17 protein-coding genes and 4 pseudogenes are annotated in these 19,084 nt (G+C 55.4%); 11 read left to right on the top strand and 10 right to left on the bottom strand.

Annotated features, from left to right (window positions below; all coding sequences use genetic code 11):
- The first annotated feature begins 128 nt into the window (after window positions 1-128).
- The 4 genes and pseudogenes from D3M70_RS08335 to D3M70_RS32900 all read left to right on the top strand — a co-directional run bounded on the left by D3M70_RS08335 (window position 129) and on the right by D3M70_RS32900 (window position 5,071).
- Window positions 129-2,312, top strand: a complete 2,184-nt coding sequence (locus D3M70_RS08335) for an AAA family ATPase (protein WP_120125325.1) — start codon at window positions 129-131, stop codon at window positions 2,310-2,312.
- A gap of 559 nt (window positions 2,313-2,871) precedes the next feature.
- Complete coding sequence (locus D3M70_RS08330) at window positions 2,872-3,819, top strand: STM4504/CBY_0614 family protein (protein ID WP_120125324.1); 948 nt, start codon at window positions 2,872-2,874, stop codon at window positions 3,817-3,819.
- A gap of 16 nt (window positions 3,820-3,835) precedes the next feature.
- A pseudogene (locus D3M70_RS08325) lies at window positions 3,836-4,200 on the top strand (histone-like nucleoid-structuring protein, MvaT/MvaU family).
- A 55-nt stretch (window positions 4,201-4,255) separates the two neighbouring features.
- On the top strand, window positions 4,256-5,071 hold the full coding sequence (locus D3M70_RS32900) for a hypothetical protein (protein WP_256659763.1): 816 nt from the start codon (window positions 4,256-4,258) through the stop codon (window positions 5,069-5,071).
- Between the two features lie 399 nt (window positions 5,072-5,470).
- Here D3M70_RS32900 and D3M70_RS08315 read toward each other — a convergent pair whose 3' ends face one another.
- From D3M70_RS08315 to D3M70_RS08300, 4 genes and pseudogenes are all read right to left on the bottom strand, one after another.
- Entirely contained in the window at window positions 5,471-6,109 is a 639-nt protein-coding gene (locus tag D3M70_RS08315; protein ID WP_120125323.1) for a hypothetical protein, read from the bottom strand.
- A gap of 118 nt (window positions 6,110-6,227) precedes the next feature.
- Window positions 6,228-7,913, bottom strand: coding sequence for a hypothetical protein (locus D3M70_RS08310; RefSeq protein ID WP_120125322.1), 1,686 nt, complete (start codon window positions 7,911-7,913; stop codon window positions 6,228-6,230).
- On the bottom strand, window positions 7,910-8,812 hold the full coding sequence (locus D3M70_RS08305) for a hypothetical protein (RefSeq protein ID WP_120125321.1): 903 nt from the start codon (window positions 8,810-8,812) through the stop codon (window positions 7,910-7,912). The genes D3M70_RS08310 and D3M70_RS08305 overlap by 4 nt, the downstream gene beginning before the upstream one ends.
- Window positions 8,813-9,024: 212 nt before the next feature.
- A pseudogene (locus D3M70_RS08300) lies at window positions 9,025-9,786 on the bottom strand (mechanosensitive ion channel family protein); the annotation flags it as partial.
- A 175-nt stretch (window positions 9,787-9,961) separates the two neighbouring features.
- Between D3M70_RS08300 and D3M70_RS08295 the strand changes: the two are divergent.
- Complete coding sequence (locus D3M70_RS08295) at window positions 9,962-11,302, top strand: DEAD/DEAH box helicase (RefSeq protein WP_120125320.1); 1,341 nt, start codon at window positions 9,962-9,964, stop codon at window positions 11,300-11,302.
- 110 nt (window positions 11,303-11,412) lie between these two features.
- Here the strand turns inward: D3M70_RS08295 and D3M70_RS08290 are convergent, their stop codons facing one another.
- Window positions 11,413-11,688, bottom strand: a complete 276-nt coding sequence (locus D3M70_RS08290; protein ID WP_120125319.1) for a hypothetical protein — start codon at window positions 11,686-11,688, stop codon at window positions 11,413-11,415.
- 181 nt (window positions 11,689-11,869) lie between these two features.
- On the opposite strand from D3M70_RS08290, the gene D3M70_RS08285 reads away from it, so the two are divergent.
- Complete coding sequence (locus tag D3M70_RS08285) at window positions 11,870-12,280, top strand: transcriptional regulator (protein WP_120125318.1); 411 nt, start codon at window positions 11,870-11,872, stop codon at window positions 12,278-12,280.
- Window positions 12,281-12,433: 153 nt separating this feature from the next.
- On the opposite strand, the gene D3M70_RS08280 is transcribed toward D3M70_RS08285, so the two are convergent.
- From D3M70_RS08280 to D3M70_RS08265, 4 genes are all read right to left on the bottom strand, one after another.
- Complete coding sequence (locus D3M70_RS08280; RefSeq protein WP_120125317.1) at window positions 12,434-13,306, bottom strand: DUF6279 family lipoprotein; 873 nt, start codon at window positions 13,304-13,306, stop codon at window positions 12,434-12,436.
- Window positions 13,307-13,368: 62 nt separating this feature from the next.
- Window positions 13,369-14,112 carry a TorF family putative porin gene (locus D3M70_RS08275; protein WP_120125316.1) on the bottom strand — a complete coding sequence of 248 codons (744 nt, stop codon included), beginning with the start codon at window positions 14,110-14,112 and terminating at the stop codon, window positions 13,369-13,371.
- A gap of 161 nt (window positions 14,113-14,273) precedes the next feature.
- The gene (locus D3M70_RS08270; RefSeq protein ID WP_120125315.1) at window positions 14,274-14,759 is read right to left on the bottom strand and encodes a hypothetical protein; all 486 of its coding nucleotides are present in this window, start codon (window positions 14,757-14,759) and stop codon (window positions 14,274-14,276) included.
- A gap of 186 nt (window positions 14,760-14,945) precedes the next feature.
- Complete coding sequence (locus D3M70_RS08265; RefSeq protein WP_037012170.1) at window positions 14,946-15,125, bottom strand: hypothetical protein; 180 nt, start codon at window positions 15,123-15,125, stop codon at window positions 14,946-14,948.
- A 380-nt stretch (window positions 15,126-15,505) separates the two neighbouring features.
- Between D3M70_RS08265 and D3M70_RS32895 the strand changes: the two are divergent.
- The 3 genes and pseudogenes from D3M70_RS32895 to D3M70_RS08255 all read left to right on the top strand — a co-directional run.
- A pseudogene (locus D3M70_RS32895) lies at window positions 15,506-15,854 on the top strand (S1-like domain-containing RNA-binding protein); the annotation flags it as partial.
- 1 nt (window position 15,855) lies between these two features.
- Window positions 15,856-16,297: pseudogene (locus D3M70_RS32890) on the top strand (GntR family transcriptional regulator); the annotation flags it as partial.
- Between the two features lie 130 nt (window positions 16,298-16,427).
- On the top strand, window positions 16,428-16,832 hold the full coding sequence (locus D3M70_RS08255; RefSeq protein ID WP_120125722.1) for a DUF2177 family protein: 405 nt from the start codon (window positions 16,428-16,430) through the stop codon (window positions 16,830-16,832).
- Window positions 16,833-16,956: 124 nt separating this feature from the next.
- On the opposite strand, the gene D3M70_RS08250 is transcribed toward D3M70_RS08255, so the two are convergent.
- Window positions 16,957-17,337, bottom strand: a complete 381-nt coding sequence (locus D3M70_RS08250; protein WP_120125313.1) for a hypothetical protein — start codon at window positions 17,335-17,337, stop codon at window positions 16,957-16,959.
- A gap of 240 nt (window positions 17,338-17,577) precedes the next feature.
- Here D3M70_RS08250 and D3M70_RS08245 point away from each other — a divergent pair, with 240 nt between their 5' ends.
- Together D3M70_RS08245 and D3M70_RS08240 are read left to right on the top strand one after the other, a co-directional pair.
- Window positions 17,578-17,769, top strand: coding sequence for a CsbD family protein (locus D3M70_RS08245; protein ID WP_120125312.1), 192 nt, complete (start codon window positions 17,578-17,580; stop codon window positions 17,767-17,769).
- A gap of 243 nt (window positions 17,770-18,012) precedes the next feature.
- Window positions 18,013-19,062, top strand: a complete 1,050-nt coding sequence (locus D3M70_RS08240; protein ID WP_120125311.1) for a YihY/virulence factor BrkB family protein — start codon at window positions 18,013-18,015, stop codon at window positions 19,060-19,062.
- Window positions 19,063-19,084: the final 22 nt, after the last annotated feature.

Genomic DNA, 19,084 nt, shown 5'->3' with positions numbered 1-19,084 from the left:
CATACGCCAGCGGCATCGGACTGGTGTGAGTTGGCCGTTCTGGGGGCAGAAACAGCTCTGTGGTGGCACATTGCAATTTTTGGCAGAGGGCTTAATCTCGGAATCTCTGTGTGCCACGGACTGCCCTTGTGATTGAGAATCTCCTCATACGCGGCGTATCAAGCTATTCGACTAATGCCCCGACCCTGATCGGCCCTCTAAAGCGTGTGAGCATGCTTTACGGGCAAAATGGCACCGGTAAGAGCACGATTGGCAACTACCTGCAGGCGGCAGGTAAGGCGTGCTACCAGGGGTGTAGCATGGTGCCTGCTGACCCCGAGCGCGAAATATTGGTCTACAACCAAACCTTCATGGAAATGAATTTCCACGAAGACGTTGCGCAGCCAGGGGTGTTTACGCTCAACGCCGGCAACATTGAGGCCGAGAATGCTCTGAATGCCGCGCAGGCCGCCATCAAGTTGCTGTCAACTCAGCAACAGGAGGAGATGGCCAAGGGCAAGGCGAGTAAGGCGGCCCGAGACGCTGAGAAACAGGCATTGAAAGACGGCTTGTGGAAGCTCAAAACACCATTCGATGGTTCACCCTTGAGCTACTGCTTTCAAGGTGTGAATACCAAAGACCGACTATTGGAGAGGATCCAGGCCACCTCTGAAACGCCGGATACCGTTACCACTGCCGAGTTGATGGCAGAGGCCACTGAGCTTCAGGCTGCAACGGACGCGCAGTTGCCCTCTATTTCGCTTGTGGGGTTCCCAAGCTCCGAGCTTGAGTCCAACCCTATTTTCAGGGAGATCATCACGGGCACAGACAACTCTTACTTGGCAGGTCTCATCCACGCACTCGGCCATTCCGACTGGATTCAGCATGCGCTGACCTTTCCCCCTATCGATGGCGATCTATGCCCTCTCTGTCAGCAGCCGTTACCGGAAGGTTTTCATGGCGAGATTGCCAAGATCTTCGATAAGACGTACGAGCAACGCATACGTGACCTGACGAACCTGCAACGCCGTTACGTCGGAGCTGTCGAGCAAACCCTGCAGCGCCTGGGTAATTCGAGTTACCAGCAGCCTTCGTTTCAACTGGCTATCTCCAACTTATCTGCAGCCCTTCAGCGCAACGTTCAGGCTATCGAGAAGAAGATAGCCAGCCCGTCGATCGTGGTTGAGCTTGAGTCCAGTGCAGGGTTAGTTGAAGCCCTAAATGAGTGCATTGCGGTCGAGCAGGAAAAAATCGACGCCTTCAACCTTAAGGTTAAGAACAAACAGGTTTATCTGGCCCAGATCAGAGAGCGGTTCTGGGGCGTGCTCAGGACTTCAGCTGGTGCACTGTTGGATCATTATGCTCAGGAGGATCAGGAGCTGGCCCAGGCTCAGCAAAAAGCCAGGGACACCATTGAGGCGCTGCGGCTCAAGGCTAGGGCTGAGCGCGAAATTATTGCCCAGTCCAGGGCAGCCATTACGAATGTCGACCAGTCGGTAGACAGCATCAACCACTGGTTGCGCATCCTCGGTCTCAAAGGCTTTGAGCTGACCAAGGAGGAAGGAGATGTTCCTCAATACAGGCTACAGCGGCCCGAGCAACGCGCGGGTGTGTTCAAAACGCTGAGTGAGGGCGAGAAAACGCTCATCTCGTTTTTGTACTTCTTGGAAGTCTGCAATGGAGAGTTGGACGCGACTGCGGGGAGGTTGATCAGCGATCGCATCATTGTGATCGATGACCCCATTTCAAGCTTGTCCCATAATTACGTGTATGACATTGCCTCCTTGATCAAGCGTCATGTGATAAGCCCTAGCACTCGTTTCAAGCAGGTGATCATCCTGACTCATAACCTGTTTTTCTTTCACGAGATGATCAAGCTCATGAACGAAGACGGAGGGCGTGGCCGGGGGAGCGGTGGTCAGCAGGAAGGCCAGTTGGCCCTATTCCGAATCACCAAGTCCGATTACAGCGCAGTGGTCGCGATGCAGCCCAAGGAGATCCAGAACGACTACCAGTCTTTCTGGCAGGCCATCAAGGACGCCTTGAGTGGACGAACCTCGGCCACCGTCATCCCGAACATGATGCGAAATATCCTGGAGTACTACTTCACGTTCGTGCACCGCCAGGACAAGCTCGCCAAGGCGCTCGAAGACCTGAGCGACGAAGATCCCCAGTTCCGCTCGTTGTACCGCTACATCAACCGTGAGTCCCATGCTGATGCAGTGAACATCACCGATTTTGGTGAGATCGACCCGATGGTGTACGTCGAGCGCTTCCGCCAGGTGTTTGTCAGAACGGAATTTCAGGAGCATTACGACAAGATGATGGGGTAGCGCTCGCTTATCGCTTGAGTCAGGCAGGGGACGACTTGCGTGGCCGCTTGCAGCGGGCTCCTCAGATCGACGACTACTCCAGACACTCTTTTCTGAGAATGCGCGAGAAGTGAATCGTTTTACCCTTTCGCTGGGCTTTCCAGGCTCTGGCAGCGCTGATAGCATTGCGCCTGCAGCTACCACCCAAGGACTCTCCTTCCTGCCTGTCATTCATCTGCTCGCTTTGCACGTGGTGTAAAGGCTGTCAGCGGCCCGCTGAGATCAGATGGAGAATACGCCATGAACAATCATGGAAAAGTTGTCCTGGTTCGCCAGTACAACCGATTCCGGTTCGGGCAGTGGGAGACCGTGTGCATGCACATGCGATCCCTTCCGCGCCGTTAATTTGAACGTACCTCGGTGGTAGCTGCACCCTCTCTATCAAGCACCTTTCTGATGCCAGCATGGTTATCAATACCCAGCAATTTTCAGCGCTTTCTGCGCGCTAGACTTACTCGTCTAGATGTGGCTGTGATGTCAGAGGCATGGCACAATCTCCTACCAGTATCTGGAGATCACCATGCCGGTTTACGACACTTATTCGAAGCGAAAGAAGCGCTTGGCGGGCCTCGTCCCGGATGTTTACACCTACGACAGCATCCCGCTCGGACTCAGAAATCAGATCGTTTTCATCGTTGAGGATATAGTCTCCGGCGTGTTCGGTGATCGTCAGAGCGAAAGTGTCTACGACTACCTGTCAAGGATTCTGTCTAGAGAATGGGGCACCAAGTATCTTGTCGCGCATGGTGAACACATTGATCGCGACGAAGAAGTAAAGGAAGCCATTCGGAGCGTTACCGACGCAGACTATGTGCTCGACATCATAGAGCTTCTGCTCAAGACGGCTCAAAATCATGCGAAAGACGAAAGAAATCAGGTAACCACAAAGGCCAAAGGAGCCTTGACTCACTATATAGGAGAGCTGAATCACCGGTTCAAGGAGCATGGGGTAGGTTATGAGTATTCGGACGAGCAAATCATTCGTATTGACTCACAGCTTCTCCACTCTGAGGTGGTAAAACCTGCGCTCCAATTGCTTAGCGAACCAGGCTTTGAGGGTGCACACGACGAGTATCTTGCTGCTCATGAGCATTTCAGGCATCGACGCTACAAAGAGGCTTTGAACGAAGCATTGAAAGCATTTGAGAGCACCATAAAGGTTATCGCTGGTGTCCGAGGATGGACTATTAACAAGGGAGATACCGCCAACAAGCTTGTAAAAGCATGCATGGATAATGGTCTTTTTCCTTCTTATTACCAGAGCCATTTCTCTGGTTTGACAAACTTATTGGTTGGAGGAGTGCCGAGCATTCGCAATGCTGAGGCTGGCCACGGTCAAGGGGCGGTAGTCAAAGAAATTGAGTCTCACATTGTGGCTTACACCCTTCACATGACAGCTGCGGCCATCGTACTATTTGTGCAGTCTTACCAGGCTTTGCCTCAGGTTCAAACCTTGCCTAACCAATAACCCAAAAGTAATCCATATGTCTAGGCTCGCAGAGTTTCGCGCCCTTGAACAACAGCTCGCTGCTCAACTGGCTGAACTGGAAAGCTTGAAAAATGACGATGGTCTGAAGCGCGAGATCGAATTTGAGAAAAAACTTCGCGACTTATTGGGCGAGTACGGCTACAGCCTGAGTAACATCGTGGCCATCCTCAAGCCGCGTCTCGCCGCGCAGCTCCTGCCGCAGTTTCTGAAAAAGGCGATCGCAAGCCACGTCAGGCCAAGCAGTATAAAAACCCGCATACTGGTGAAGTCATCGAAACTAAAGGTGGAAATCACAAGCAGCTCAAAGAGTGGAAGGCCGAGCACGGTGCCGAAGAGGTAGAATCCTGGTTGGCTAAGTAAGGCTGTTTGAATACAAGTCAGGGCCCTGCGGGGCCCTTTTTTATGGAATAGAGATATGCGGGATTTTTTGAAGGACATGTCGGAGAGGAAGTTCTGTGCTTGGGCCTTTGTGGCATTGCTGTGCCTGTGTGCAATCAAGGTGAAATTTCCAGCCACGGATTACATGCTTTCCGGGTGGCCTAGGGTCGTACTATTCTTTCAGTCAAAAGCTTTTGAAGACATCGTGGGAGACCTTCTGACAGGGTTGATCGCAGCGTACTTTTTCTACGTGGTGATCAACGTGATCCCACGAATCCGGAAGGAAAAGCAGGCAATGGAAGTCTTGAACCGCTTGGCGGGTTCGGTCGTTGACTCCTACGCCAAGGCCCACTGGTTTGGCCACACTATGGCGATCACCCATGTGAACCTCGACTACCTTAGGCTCGAAAGTCTCGACAGGATGATCGAAGAGGTAAAGCAGGATAAGCCGAGCTTCGGCAAGCTCAAATGCGCTTTATTCACTGCACATTCAAGGTATTCAGACTTTTCCTCTACCCTGGGCCTTGCTGCTTCCCTGGGCTCCGAGCGCGCTCTTCAGTGGCTAGTCCTGACTGACAAGGTTCGCCTGCTGGTAGATAACTACGGTGCCCACCCGGAAAGCGAGGACTATGATTCGAGCCATGTATTCGGCAGCGCACGACGTGAAATCGATGATACCGCTGCGGATTTTCTCCAGTACGAGTCAGCGCTGATCGGCTTCATGGAGAGCCTCCAGTTCTGCGTTCAGGAATACCTGGAGCAGACTAGGAACTGGATGAGTCCACTCCAGGCAAACGATCCCTCGACCGTACCGAGCGACCTCGATAGCAATGGCACTCCAACCGCTGGCTGACCTGCCTACCGCACCCGCCGCGCGTTGATGGTCGGGTGTGGCACTGAGTAAGCCGCCTCTCCAGAAGCGAGCAGAGCGGTTGTCCCCCCGAATGTTGGTTCAGGTTTCGACCTTTCTGCCAGGGCAACAGTGCTGAGCGCTAACAAGCTTCAGAATTTTGCAGTGATTAACGCCCAGACGGATTAGCTGCAGAGGGAGGAGTACGCCAAGGTGCATATCTATAGCCGGCAGCTGATATTTGAACGGTTCCCAGGGCATATTGCACCGCCGATTTGATGCTTGATCTCGACGCTTGAACACCGCTCGGAGTAATTGTCGGTTGAACTTTGGGTGGGGCAATTTTGGTGGCTGGGTGTGGCCGTCTGGGGGCGGCGGCCTTACAACCTAGATGGCAGAAAATCAAAAAGTTTCGTCAGGGTTTGCGCACGGCCACTTGAAATGCTCTGGGTACATGATTTTGTTCAACAAATTATCCACTGCGATGTAGAAAACACCCTCGTATGATGCTCGCCCACCGCTCATCAATCCAAAGCTGTGGTCAGTTAGTATCCTCTGAAAGCACTGAACTACACCTATTAAGTCGTCGATGCTCACAGGATAGTCTTCGTCCAGTTTGGCCCTGTTCAGAAAATATTGCTTATCGGAATGCGCTAAGAATTTGTCGCGGCGTACAGTGATCCGATTTATAGTCGCTTGTTGTTCAGCGATAAGCCCTTTGTGCTTTTTTGATAGCTCTGCAGGAATATTCCCGTTTTTCCAATTTATCGCCAGGCGATTGCTGTCACTAAAATCAATAAATTTAATAATATTTCTGTCGGATCGCTTGCCGTCAAGTAATTTTGCCATGAGCAAAAGGGTGTCGACTTCTAGTGACTGTATTATGTAGGCAAAGATGCCGGCCTTATCGAGAAATACCTCATTATTCTCTTCGTATTTTTTATATAGTGAATGATAAAGAGCCAGTTTGGGGGTCAAGTCATCGAAGACAATTTGTTGATATCCTTTCAATAAGCTTTCGTACGTCTCTTGCACGTCCATGGGTTAGCCTTAATTTTGCAATTTCCATGCTTCGGAGTAGGGGCAGTCTACCTCCCAATGTGGTGTAGGTCTGGCCTAGCCTTGCTATGGATTGAAATGGTGGATGGGTCGAGCCGTATTATGACGATCGCTGTAATCCCGCGAGCTTCGCCAGGTACCAAGTCGGTACAGGGTGGCGGTGCAACCTTGCCGAAAGTGCAATTAATACTTCCCAGGGAGTGCCGTGCCAAGCAAAATCTTCGGGGAGCGCGGCCTTTTCAGGCACCTTCAGAGATGCCTCCAGCTCCTCAGCTGGTGATGGCTGGAAGCCGGAAAGGCCTCGTGATATCCCAACACCATTCACGTAGGCATCGGAGCAAACCAGTGTCTCCAGCGCTCTTTGAGGGTACCAGCGCTCCTTGGTCACGCCTTTTAATCTCGGGATAATCTCATCAGACAGCTGGGTGAGGCAGTCCTGATCACCCAGCACGGCTGCCATGGTTCCTAGCATTGGCACGAGCGTCGTGGTTTTGAAGAATCGAGCCTTGTCAGGTTCCTTTCTGTAGTGCAACGCCAATGCGTCTTCCAGGTCATCAGTGTCTACAGGCATGACTCTGTTCTGCCTTAGAGCTGTGTCGAAGCGATCTATACATTCCTGAAGCATAAAGCGTGTGCTGGTGTTGTCACCAGTTGCCATGATCGCCCCCATAGCAAGCGAGAGATCGATGGCCTGTCCGTCATAGACCGGCAGGAGACAGCCGTTGTGTTCGTTGACGAGGTACACCAAACACCCATGCGCGGCCACCACGCTTTTCCGATCGGACTTCAGAGCTAAGAGCAGAAGAATCGTGGTGCCCAACCGGCCCAGCTCTTCGCAGATCAAGTCCATATAGAGCACGTGATCAGGGCGGTACCGGAGCATGTTCCGGCGGTTTAGAAGTGACGGCATCACGCGTTCGTAGTAGCGCAGCAGGGCATCGGCGTGGAGCTGAGCAAGTGTTTCGAATCTCTTGGTGAACTGAGCCTCATTCTGCAGCCCCCGCTTGACCGATTCGCCCCAAAGGCGCAGTAAGAGGTATTCACCTGCCAGAACCCCTGGCTTTTGGTTACCTTCACTTTCGCCCCATACCAGCAGCACTGCCCATCCCACCGCCGCTGCAGCCGAGCGTTTATAGAAACGGCTCCGACGAGAAGTGTCAGAAATGTCCTGGTCATCTTCCCTGGCGCTCAAGCAATCATCGACGAACCGCACGAACCTGGAGAATGAGGCGTACGTGTCTTCCAGGCCTGCCAGTGCTGCTCGGAGGTCAGATTTACCTTTTTCGAGCAGCAGTGCATCGTCAAAGAGATACTTCTCAATGAACGGGCTCAGCTGATCCATACCCCAAAAATCCAGCGAACACAGGGGGGCCATCTCGGTTACCTGGGTCGACAGGGAGGCATAATCCGACTGTGCATCCTGTTTCAGAACACCGTTTGAGACAAGGACGATCCGCTTCTTGAAACCGCGCAACGCTTCGGGCAATCGGTTCCGGAGGTACTCGGTCGATGCCTGGAGGATGGACGGAAGGATTGCTTGCTGACTACCGTAGAAGTCACCTCGGTTTACGTTCCCGAATTTGATGACAAACATGAAGACTTCCATGTCACCCTCTTCATTTTCCTTGGTGGACATCACGTCAACCCCGCCTTGGTTCACACCAACTTGGGCGCGGCTCAGCACCGAGTGGCCCATCGCCTGAAGCAGATCCGGGAGGAGGGCGTCTAACTCGTCGCGTTCGCGAAGCCCTGAAAGGTAATGGGATAAAACCAGTTGGATACTCATTGGCCGGCCTCCTTCCACAGGTTCATCACCATATGTCCGTAAAGGAGAGGGTCGGCGATCCAGGTCTGGGGCAGTTCCACACTCATCTCTTGAGTGAACATGGGGATAATGGTTTCCACTGTTTGCTGATCGTTCTGGTGCTCCAGCGCGACTTGGTTGGAGTATTTGAAATGCTCCGAGAGCATGAACATGTCGGCCAGGAAGGATTCGCCTTGCGCTTGCTCGGTGACCGCTCGGTTTTCGCTTCGGCGAAGGTAGCGGAAGCTCCGGCGCATTTCCGATGACATCTGGAGCTCGACTAACTGTGGTAAGGCTTCCAACGCGTTGAGTTCAGTGGCAAGCCTCTCTGCTATTTGCTGGGCAACCTGCGAGTCAGCAAACGGTGATGACTTTGATTCCAGAAGGCGTTTACAGGTTGCCGGGTGTTCCGTAGCTAGGAAATTGGTCACCTTGGCTATGGTGCTCGCAATCAGCTGGCTCGGAGGTAAGTCTTCGCTCATGCTCAGCGCCCATCCGAGCGAAACAGCTACCGGTACATCCAGCGCACACAACCTACGGGCTACCGTGGTGGCGCATTCTTCGGTGGTTTCGGATAGCGCAAATTTCAGTAACTCAGGCTGTTGCAGGTAATGGACGCTAACCTCGTGAGCCAGTGCCTTGCCGAGCTTGAAATGACCCTTTGTCCCGATCCACTCACAGGCAGCCAATAAGAACAAATCCTTGGCCACGATTCGCTGAAGGACGCCCTTTGCTTCTTCGCGGAGAGACTCCGCGTCCACGCCCGAATTTTCCGCCTCCCGCCAGAGGGTGTAGAAATCCTCCAAGATGGCCGGGCCGTCTTGCTTGGCGTCGCCCTTGTACAGGCGGAGATAGAAATCGTTGAACCGCATCATGTCCATCAAAATTGGCTCCGGGGGGGGGGGCGTCGCTGGGTGGCTGTTGGCTGGCGGCTGGGTGGCTACGTAGGTGAGCAAGGGGGCTGCCAGGGAGGGCAGGTAATAGAGGGCTATTAAGATAGTAGTAGGATGTGGAGTATGTCTACTATTTTAGGGTCAAGGCTTTGCAGGGGGTTGTAGGCCTGATAGTAGTTTTAGTGGGGTGCTTGGATCGAGTTCTTGAACGACTCGGACATCAGGCGCCAGGTCGGGATCGAGACGATGGTCTTGTCGAAATTCTGCACTTTGACGGTGTGCAGCGTGATGTCCACCACATCGCCGTCGGCCCCGACTTGCGGCATTTCGATCCAGTCGCCGACCCGCAGCATGTCGTTGCTGGTCAGTTGCACGCTGGCGACGAACGACAGCAGGGTGTCCTTGTAGACCAACAGGATCACCGCTGACATCGCGCCCAGCCCTGACAGCAGCAAGAGCGGCGAACGGTCGATCAGGGTGGCGACGATGATGATGCTGGCGAAGACGTACAGAATCATCTTCGCCAGCTGCACGTAGCCCTTGATCGAGCGGGTACGGGCATGTTCGGTGCGGGCGTAGATGTCGAGCATGGCGTTGAGCAGGGCGCCCAGGGTCAGCATCATGAACAGGATGGTGAATGCCAGAGCGATATTGCCTAGCACGTGGCTGGCGGTGGCGCTGAGGTCCGGCACCAGATTGAGCCCGAACTGGATCACCAGTGAAGGCGTCACCTGCGCCAGGCGGTGGAAAACCTTGTTGTGCAGAAAGTCGTTGAGCCAGAACAGCGCGGGCTGACGTCCCAAGGCTTTCATCGCCGAGAGGATGACGAAACGCACCAGGCGCCCCATCGCCAGGGCTGCAAGCAGCAGCGTCAGCAGCCCCAGCGAGGTGCGCAGCATTGGCTGATGTTCGAGCAGGTCCCAGAGTTGCTGGACGCGTTGCCAGAAGGGGTTGATGTCCATGGGCGCTGGATCTCCTTGGGAAAAGGGCGCGATTAGAGCACTGTTGCCGCGAAGAAAGCATTACAGCGCAGATCCCGTAACAAAATAGGCCCTTCGAGGTAAAGAAACTCGGCGAAAGCGGCTTAAACCGGTACCCTATGCGACTGTTTTTTTGTATTCCGCCGAGGTAACACCCGTGTTCTCCCAATTCGCCCTGCACGAACGCCTGCTCAAAGCCGTGGCCGAACTCAATTTCGTCGAGCCTACGCCTGTGCAAACAGCGGCCATTCCGCTGGCGCTGGAAGGACGCGATCTGCGGGTGACGGCGCAGACCGGCAGTGGCAAGACGGCCGCATTCGTCTTGCCCATGCTCAATCGCCTCATGGGACCGGCCAAGGTTCGCGTCGACATTCGTGCGCTGATCCTGCTGCCGACCCGTGAACTGGCGCAGCAGACCCTCAAGGAAGTCGAGCGGTTTTCTCAGTTCACGTTCATCAAGGCCGGCCTGATCACCGGCGGTGAAGACTTCAAGGTCCAGGCCGCGATGCTGCGCAAGGTGCCGGACATTCTGATCGGTACGCCCGGTCGTCTGCTGGAGCAACTGAACGCCGGCAATCTGGACCTCAAGCAGGTCGAACTGCTGGTGCTGGACGAAGCCGACCGCATGCTGGACATGGGCTTCGCTGAAGACGTCGAGCGTCTGGCGGGCGAGTGCGCCAACCGTCAGCAGACCATGCTGTTCTCCGCGACCACAGGTGGTTCAGGTCTGCGCGAGATGATCGCCAAAGTGCTGAAGGACCCTCAGCATCTTCAGGTCAACAGCGTCAGCGAACTCGCTTCTGGCACCAAACAGCAGATCATCACCGCTGACCACAACGTGCATAAAGAGCAGGTGCTGCACTGGTTGCTGGCCAACGAGACTTATCAGAAAGCCATTATCTTCACCAACACCCGTGCCATGGCTGATCGTATTTACGGCCGCCTGGTGGCGCTGGAGTACAAGACCTTCGTGCTGCATGGCGAAAAGGATCAGAAGGATCGCAAGCTGGCGATCGACCGCCTCAAGCAGGGTGGGGTGAAGATCTTGGTGGCCACCGACGTCGCAGCCCGTGGTCTGGACGTCGAAGGCCTGGACATGGTCATCAACTTCGACATGCCGCGTACCGGCGATGATTACGTTCACCGCATTGGCCGCACCGGCCGTGCCGGCGCTGAGGGTCTGGCGATCTCGCTGATCACCCATGGCGACTGGAACCTGATGTCGAGCATCGAGCGCTACCTGAAACAGAAGTTCGAGCGCCGTACCATCAAGGAAGTCAAAGGCAGCTACACCGGGCCGAAGAAGGTCAAGGCGTCCGGCAAGGCGGTGGGCGTGAAGAAGAAAAAGACCGACGCCAAGGGCGACAAGAAGAAAACCGCCGCCAAGGGGCCGACCAAGCGCAAGACAGTGAACCGTCCGAAGGCCGAGTCGTTGGTGAGCCAGGACGGTATGGCTCCGCTGAAAAAGCGCGTGACGCGTCCGCCGGTTTCCGAATAAACAACCCGTTCTTGTAGGTGCGCTTGCCCGCGATTGCATCATGTCTGTGGCGGTAAATCAGCCTGACATAGTGCTGTCGCGGGCAAGCGCGCTCCTACACATCCATCGCCTCACCCCTGCGCCTTCTTCGCCGCCTCATCCATTTCTTTCAATCGCTGATCGATCAACTGGCATTTGTCCGGCACATCCTTGCTGGCGGTCTCCAGTTGCATGTCCTTTATTTCCTGATTCAACTCCTTGGCCTTGGCGGGGTTCTGCTGTGTCAGGCGTTGCACCTCCTGCGCCAGTTGTTCGCGTTTGGCCTCGGCTTCTTCCGGCGTACAGGCCCAGACCGGCGCAGCCGCTACCAGGGTGAGCGCGACCGTAAAACTCATCAGGGTTTTCATGATTTGCCTCTGTAACCATTGCGGGCTTACTGAAATGGAGGGCGCGGCGAGGGCAAAAGTTCAGCCTTCGACCGCTGAGCTCGAGGGCTGAACGGCTATCAATGCCTCATGTCACAACCTTTGAGCACTCATCCCGATGACCGGACGTCACGGGTCTTTCATCTCTGCTGGAGGTTGGAATATGTCTGATGCATCTGACGAGAAAAGCTACGACTGGGATTTGATCGAGCGTCTGCTGCATGAAGTACAAAACAGCGCCGACAAACCGTTCGTTCCTCGCAAATACGCTGAAGAGTTCGCGGCAGCCAAGGCTGCTGAAGGCCAGAGTACCGGCAATCTGGATACGTTGAAGATGGAAGCGGCTGACCTTGAGGCGTTGTTGTTCAAGCGCGGTTTCATTGAATCGCGGCCGGAGGAAGAGGGTGGCAACGGCGAAAACTTTATCCTGACGCCGCGTGGATCAAGCTTGCTGGCGATGATCGACAGCAGCATTCCCGGCAACGACCATCCGCGTCAGGTGCTGGATGAACAGGCCGACGCGCTGGATCCGGTGACGTTCGATGAGGTCTCATCCAAAGCGCAGGTGGCCTAGGGCAGTCTGGCGAACGCTGAAAATTAATGTGGGAGATTCTATGTTTGGGGGGCAACCCCCAAACGTTTCATAGGGTCGTACTCTCCCCCGTTTCTTCATCAGCAAGCCGGCGCCCACAGGTTTATGCGCAGCTTCGCGGAATTCCATCCAGATTCAGCCCTGATTCTTTGCCCCCTTCAAACAGCTCAGATTGGTGAAGTCTTTGCGTACATCCGCAATCTTTTCCAGCAGCTTCCCACGTTGTTCGGGCGAGCTTTGGGCCATCAAATCGGTGATCAGAGAAATCGCTGCCTGTTCGGTGTGGTCATAGGCTTCGCGGTATTCGGGGGTCCAGAAGGTTTCACGATCTTGTAGCAAGCGAGCGATCTTATTATCGAAATCCGGTGCCTGGCGTTGTTTGACCGCCGTCACCAGCAACGACTGCCAGTGGGCGCGGTTGTCGATCCACAGTCGGTTCTGTTCGCCCAGGGACGTCGACCATTGCAACACGCGGTCTTTTTGCACAGGGCTCAGTTTGCCTATCCAGGCACTCAGACGTTTCTCCATACGCTGGGCGCGATCACGAATCTGCCGATCCAGTGGCTGATCGACGAAGTCCGCTTCGTGCTTGTCCCGATCCTTGGCAAACGCCGCTTGCATTTCGGCCACCTGCTGATCATTGAGCTGACGCAGCAACTGGACGGCCGATGGGGTGATTTCCTGCGAGATAGTGGCAATCGCCTGCCGTGCTTCGGCGGTGCGCGCCTTGAGTTGCGTTTCGTTGACCTGATTGGTTTCGACCATGCCTTGCAAACGATCGAGCCACGTCAGGTAACCGGGAATCTGTGTGGTGCAGTGCCAGCTCAGGTGCTCCTTGAGACGCTCGTCGAGCCAGTCTTTTTGCGTGGCGTTCATGTCCAGGTAATCGTTGAGCGACCAGGGGATGATCAGATCAAGATGCCGGTACGTGAGGCCTATCTGACTGCAGCCTGTCAGCAGAATCAGGCCCAGCCACAGCGAAATAAAGCCCCTCAACACGATACGCATGACAGCTCCTTGCCGGTTCGTCTCCCAGTATAGAGCCGGTAAGGGGGCACCAGTTCAGCCCATCAGAAAAACGAACGCACGACCTTGAGCGTCACGGCACTTTCACACTGGCTGTTGTGGCCGCTGTAAGCGCTGCAGTCGGCGCCATTGAGACTCGAACCGCTGTACATCAGATTCATGTCCATACCCAGCCACGGCTTGGATACGTTGAGCGACCAATCGCTGTACGCGCTGACCATGCCGCCACCGTCAATGACCGCCGGGGAGTCCAGTTGGTGATTGCCGTATTGCACGCGCAGGTCCAGGCCCAGCGACGCCAGCGCACCGAGGTCCAGAAACAGCGTGCTGTCCTGGCGTCCCGCGTCGGTGCTCACGGCGGTGCCGATGCGACTGTCGAAGATGCGAAAACCGGCGTACAGCTCGTGGCTGTCGATCTGGTCAGTGTTGGGGTAGCTGTAACGAATGACCCCGAGCTCATAGCCCAGGGTCTTGTCGAACGGTTTCTTGAAGCCCATGTAGGAATCGACTTCGAGGGTCGTGTCCGGTGAAAGCCCGGCGCTCGGCGACCACTGACCGAAATAGAAACCGCTTTCGTGGGTCAGGTCCAGCCCGCCATGGAAGGCAGTATCGCCAGTACTTGGCGTTACCAGCCCCTGTGCCATGGTGCGGCTGGGCGTCGTGCCCAGCTTGAGGCTGAAGTCACCCACGTCCCGCTCCAGCACCTGGGCACTGGCGGGCTGGTAGACAAGCGCCGCGCAGGTCAGCACTGCGCCGGTCCAGCGTGTAAAACAGCGAGCATAAGGCATGCTTCACTCCTTTGAGATTCTGAGGAGTGGGATCGAAGGTGTCGTATCGAAATGCCAAGGGCCCGATAGGAACCGCGAGCTAGAGCCTCGCAAGGATACCGTTGAATCCGCGGTTCAATCTACCGCTGGTCGATTGGCTAAGCGAAAAGTGAACTTTGCGATCACTTATTGTTGGAAACCAGGCGGTTAACCACGACCAGGGCTTGGGGAAACGAGGGATAACCACTCTTGGCGACATCCAGTTCGTCGTATTTCAGGCGGTATGCGCGAGCCTTTTCCTGATCACGCATGCCCGCCTGTTGAGCGAGCAGGGCAATGGCCAGCGGATATTTGCGGTTGGCGGAGTCCTGCAACATGTCATTGACCTGAGCCTCATCGGCATTGAGCCGAAGCAGCAGCACGGCCTGATAAAACTCGGCCTCGCCAGTGTTGTCTTGCCGAGCGGCGCGTTTGAGCAGCGCGCTGGCCAGCTCATAGTTTTCCTGGCGGCGTTCGTTGATCAGCAGCTTGGCTTGCAGCATGTCGTTCTGATAGAGCAGATAGTCGGCCCGGCAAGGACTGCCGACCGTTGAGGTATCACAACCGCGTGTCGCACAACCGCCCAGGCCGAGGCAGAGCAGGGCACCGAAAAACATCCATTTCTTCATATCGGGTTTCCGCAGAGACGTCTGGTAATCAGGGCATCGTCCGGTCTGTCTGTTCGTTGCGGCCAGTGCTGGACGAGCGAGCTGTGTCGAGACAGTAAAGCAGAGGTTTGTCGAAGCGGGGGAGCGATGGACCTGGCGCTTTGTGATCAAAGCGCCTGGATGTCGACCGCAGAGGCGGGGAAAGATTTACTTTTTACCGAGGGAGATTTGTTTGGATGGGCCGAAGGTCTGGCCGCTGACGCCTTTGGCGATCTGCTGGATTTCGCCGCCGGATTTCAGGAAAGCCGCGATTTGTGCGTTGATCGAATCGCTGGTCTCAACGGCAGGAGCTGGCTTGGCTTTCGAGTTGGATGCTTTTACGCGCATGGCTGCTATTAACCTATATAAAATTAATACGGCCGGCCATCATATCGGAATCGTCAGGAAATTGCTTGGTAAATATTGGCGCGAGACCATAGACCGATTAATCGTGATCACGCAAATTATTTCGCCTGAGGTCGCGTAAATGCCTGTTTTAACTGCCAAGTTTTGAGTCGAAAGGTCGGGCGAATTAGCGCAGATTCCCTCGGATTGCCCCTCGATGATCTGACGAGTGGCCCGGTAAGCGGGGGGGCTCTGCTCAGCCTGGCGAGCAACGCCTTGATTTTCAAGGCCTGCGGATGACGCTGTCAGCGCGGTTGCGGGTAACCGGCAACACAGGGGCAAACTCGGGTAGAATGCCGCCCACGCAATGAGGGTATTTGGACATGGCTTTAGTCGGGCGCTACAACAGTTTGCAAGTGGTGAAACATACCAACTTCGGTTTGTATCTTGACGGTGCGCAGGACGGCGAAATATTGCTGCCCAACCGTTATATTCCCAAAGATATTCCCAGCGAAGATGAAGACTGGCTCAACGTCTTTATTTATCTGGACAGTGACGACAAATTGATCGCCACCACTGAAAAACCCAAAGTTCAAGTGGGTGAGTTTGCAAGTCTGAAAGTCGTTGAAGTCAACAGCATCGGCATTTTCCTGGACTGGGGCCTGCCCAAGGATCTGCTGCTGCCGTACTCCGAAGAAAAGCGTCCGCTCAAAGCCGGTGATTACTGCGTGGNACGTCTGGACCGCTATCTGGACAAGGTGCCGGCCAACTATTCGGTCGGGCAGGAAGTGGACTTGCTGGTGGCCGAAGAAACCGCCATGGGCTTCAAGGCCATCATCAACAACAAGCACTGGGGCCTGATTCACAAGAATGAGGTGTTCAAGTTCCTGCGCTCGGGCAAACAGGAAAAGGGCTTCATCAAGGAAGTGCGCAGCGACGGCAACATCAGTCTCAGTCTGCAGCCGGTCGGCGAACAACTGGCCAGCAGCCTCAATGCCCAGATCCTCAGCAAGTTGCGTGAAAACAACGGGGTATTGCCGGTCAGTGACAAGAGCGATCCGACCGTGATCAGCAACCTGTTCGGTGTCAGCAAGGGCAACTTCAAGAAGGCCATTGGTGCGTTGTACAAGCAGGGCCAGATCGTGATTCACGCGGACCGTATCGAGCTGGTCTGACCGGCCCGGACCTGCGCCCTCGTCGAGCAAAAGGTGCAACGCTTTTTGCAGCTATCGTCGACGAGCGCAGGTCACAGCACATGAGCGCCCCAATCGGTGCGTTCTCATGGCTGACTCGGGGGCTCCTCACATGAAACGATTTCTCAGCGCTTATCTGTCAACGCTTCTGGCATTTCTGGTGCTCGATGGCCTGTGGCTGGGCGTCCTGATGGGGCCGACCTATCGCGACTGGCTAGGCTCGCTGATGCTGGCGCAGCCCGTGATCTTCCCGGCGGCGCTGTTCTACCTGATTTATATCATCGGTATCGTGCTGATCGGTGTGTTGCCAGGGGTCAGGCTGGGGAGCGTGGGGCATGCGGCGGGATACAGCGCGCTGTTGGGCGTCATGGCTTATGGCACGTACGACCTGACCAACTGGGCCACGTTGCAGGGCTGGCCGTCTCAGTTGGCGCTGGTGGACTGGGCCTGGGGGACGTTCGCCTCGGGTGTGGCGGGGGCGGTTGGGTATCTGACGAGCCGCCGATTCGGGGCTTGAGGATACGATGCGGCTGGCGCCCTGCTGTAGCAGTCCGGCTTGCCGGCGGTGACGTATTTGGGTTCGCTACCGCCGGCAAGCCGGACTGCTACAAAATTCAACTTCGTGGTGAAGGATCTGTTGGTTACTTCTGCACAAACGCCGCAAAACTCAGGTTTGCACCATTGGGGCGCATGTCCTTGAGGTAGGAGTCCTTGTCCGCCGACAGCTCGAGGCTGACGGTGGATTTGCGCTTTCCTTCGTTGCGGATCACCACGGCTTCTTTCTGCTCACGCAGGAATTTGGTGGTCACCTTCAGGTGCAGCAGCTCATCAGTGGCTGGCGTGTGCAGCAGCAGGTGCAGCCATTCGTATTGACCGACCGCAAGGCGGCTCACCGGCAGGTCGAACCACCAGATGTTGCGCTTGGGGTCCAGTACGGCGAAGTGGGTGTTGTTGGTGCCGAGGACGGCCCCGCCCAGTTGCTCGTTGCGCCGGGCAATGGCTTGCTGCTTGTCGATTTTCATAATGTTCCTGTGGATCAGAATCTGGTGAACCGGTTTTTGCACGATAGGCACGCTCGGGTTCGGCCGCGCATTCTCCGGGGTTGTCGGGCAAACATAAAGGCAAAAGTGGCCTCTGCGATGAAAAGCGCCGTTACACCTGAACAAAAACCGCTGGGCAAATAATTGAAACTCTCGGGAGCAGGATCCAGTCAACCCTTACGTCGAGGTTATGACACCTGATTCTTACCGAGGAGAAACACGATGAGCAGCACTGGCGATAAAGTCAAAGGCATGGCCAACGAAGCAGTCGGTAACGTCAAACAAGGCGTGGGCAAGGCGACTGACAATGACAAAATGCGTGCAGAAGGCAAGGCGCAAGAGCTCAAGGGTGAAGCGCAACAGGCGGTAGGCGATACCAAGGACGCTGTGAAAAAAGGCGTCGACAAGGCCTGACGGCCGGCGCGCTTCGGGTGTAAAAACCTCAAGCGGATCAAGAGACATCCTGTAGCGGCCATCCTCTGATGGCCGTTATTGTGTCCGGTCGAAGATGTTCTGAAACGTTTCGTCCATGACAGAAGTGCTTAACTCAATGTAAAAAGCCCGCCCGGACTGGCGGGCATACGGAATTTCAAAGCGTTTGCCTGCTCGTATAGGTAAATGTGCTTCAGATAAGTCTACGTCGCGAAAGGAGACGCCATGATATTCCCGGATTTGCGCCAGCTACGTTTGAAAACGGTGTTGGTCAGAACGGTCAAAGAGTTTCTCGACGACGAGATGTCGACGTACGCCTCGGCGTTGGCTTATCAGACGCTGTTCTCGCTGTTCCCGTTTTTGCTGTTCCTGATCGCCCTGATCGGTTTCCTTCATCTTCCCGACTTCTTCAGTTGGCTGCGTTTGCAGTCCGAACTGGTCTTGCCGCCACAGGCACTGGATCAGGTCAACCCGGTGATCGACCAACTGCAGCAGTCCAAGGGGGGGCTGTTGTCGGTCGGTATCGTCATCGCGTTGTGGAGTGCCTCGGCCGGTGTGCGGTTGATGATGAGTGCCATGAATGCCGCTTACGACGTGGTCGAAGAGCGGCCAGTATGGAAACGCCTTCCGTTGTCGGTGCTGTACACCGTAGGCTTTGCCGGGATGCTGCTCGTGGCCGCCGCGCTCATGGTCACAGGACCTCAGGTCATGGGCTGGCTGGCGGCGCAGATCGGCATGGAAGACTTCATCGTGACGCTTTGGACAATCCTGCGCTGGCCGGTGATCATCCTGCTGCTCATGGTTTCGGTGGCGATGATGTATTACGTCATGCCCGATGTGGAGCAGGAATTCCGTTTCATCACGCCGGGCTCGGTGCTGGCTGTGGTGGTCTGGATCCTCGCCTCGCTCGGCTTTGCCTGGTACGTGAAGACCTACGCCAATTACGACGCCATGTATGGCAGCATCGGCGCGATCATTGTGCTGCTCCTGTATTTCTACATCTCTGCGTCGGTGCTGCTGCTGGGCGCGGAAATGAATGCGGTGATCGAGCATATGTCGCAGGAGGGCAAGGACAAGGGAGAGAAAATGGTAGGGGACGGTGGTGTAGAGGCTGAGCCCGGTACGCCGGTGCCAGCGGGCGAGAAACGGCACGTCTCAGGTCTGGGGCGCGACCATAGCCGCGATTTCATCGACCATCACAGCGATCGTGGCGATCACAGTCACGATCATGACTATGACCCGACGCTGCACCCCCTCAAGACTGACAAAACCTGATCGCTACTGTGGCAGGATGCGC

The sequence above is a fragment of the Pseudomonas sp. LS-2 genome, from assembly GCF_003605735.1.
In the GTDB taxonomy this organism is placed as follows: domain Bacteria; phylum Pseudomonadota; class Gammaproteobacteria; order Pseudomonadales; family Pseudomonadaceae; genus Aquipseudomonas.
Note: the sequence above shows the minus strand (reverse complement) of the source record. Positions and strands in the feature narration are given on the sequence as shown.

Bases quoted from the DNA above. Each gene is read 5' to 3' on its own strand.
- D3M70_RS08330 (WP_120125324.1), top strand. From the start codon at position 2,872: ATGCCGGTTTACGACACTTATTCGAAGCGAAAGAAGCGCTTGGCGGGC.
- D3M70_RS32900 (WP_256659763.1), top strand. From the start codon at position 4,256: ATGCGGGATTTTTTGAAGGACATGTCGGAGAGGAAGTTCTGTGCTTGG.
- D3M70_RS08315 (WP_120125323.1), bottom strand. From the start codon at position 6,109: ATGGACGTGCAAGAGACGTACGAAAGCTTATTGAAAGGATATCAACAA.
- D3M70_RS08310 (WP_120125322.1), bottom strand. From the start codon at position 7,913: ATGAGTATCCAACTGGTTTTATCCCATTACCTTTCAGGGCTTCGCGAA.
- D3M70_RS08305 (WP_120125321.1), bottom strand. From the start codon at position 8,812: ATGGACATGATGCGGTTCAACGATTTCTATCTCCGCCTGTACAAGGGC.
- D3M70_RS08290 (WP_120125319.1), bottom strand. From the start codon at position 11,688: ATGAAAACCCTGATGAGTTTTACGGTCGCGCTCACCCTGGTAGCGGCT.
- D3M70_RS08285 (WP_120125318.1), top strand. From the start codon at position 11,870: ATGTCTGATGCATCTGACGAGAAAAGCTACGACTGGGATTTGATCGAG.
- D3M70_RS08280 (WP_120125317.1), bottom strand. From the start codon at position 13,306: ATGCGTATCGTGTTGAGGGGCTTTATTTCGCTGTGGCTGGGCCTGATT.
- D3M70_RS08275 (WP_120125316.1), bottom strand. From the start codon at position 14,112: ATGCCTTATGCTCGCTGTTTTACACGCTGGACCGGCGCAGTGCTGACC.
- D3M70_RS08270 (WP_120125315.1), bottom strand. From the start codon at position 14,759: ATGAAGAAATGGATGTTTTTCGGTGCCCTGCTCTGCCTCGGCCTGGGC.
- D3M70_RS08265 (WP_037012170.1), bottom strand. From the start codon at position 15,125: ATGCGCGTAAAAGCATCCAACTCGAAAGCCAAGCCAGCTCCTGCCGTT.
- D3M70_RS08255 (WP_120125722.1), top strand. From the start codon at position 16,428: ATGAAACGATTTCTCAGCGCTTATCTGTCAACGCTTCTGGCATTTCTG.
- D3M70_RS08250 (WP_120125313.1), bottom strand. From the start codon at position 17,337: ATGAAAATCGACAAGCAGCAAGCCATTGCCCGGCGCAACGAGCAACTG.
- D3M70_RS08245 (WP_120125312.1), top strand. From the start codon at position 17,578: ATGAGCAGCACTGGCGATAAAGTCAAAGGCATGGCCAACGAAGCAGTC.
- D3M70_RS08240 (WP_120125311.1), top strand. From the start codon at position 18,013: ATGATATTCCCGGATTTGCGCCAGCTACGTTTGAAAACGGTGTTGGTC.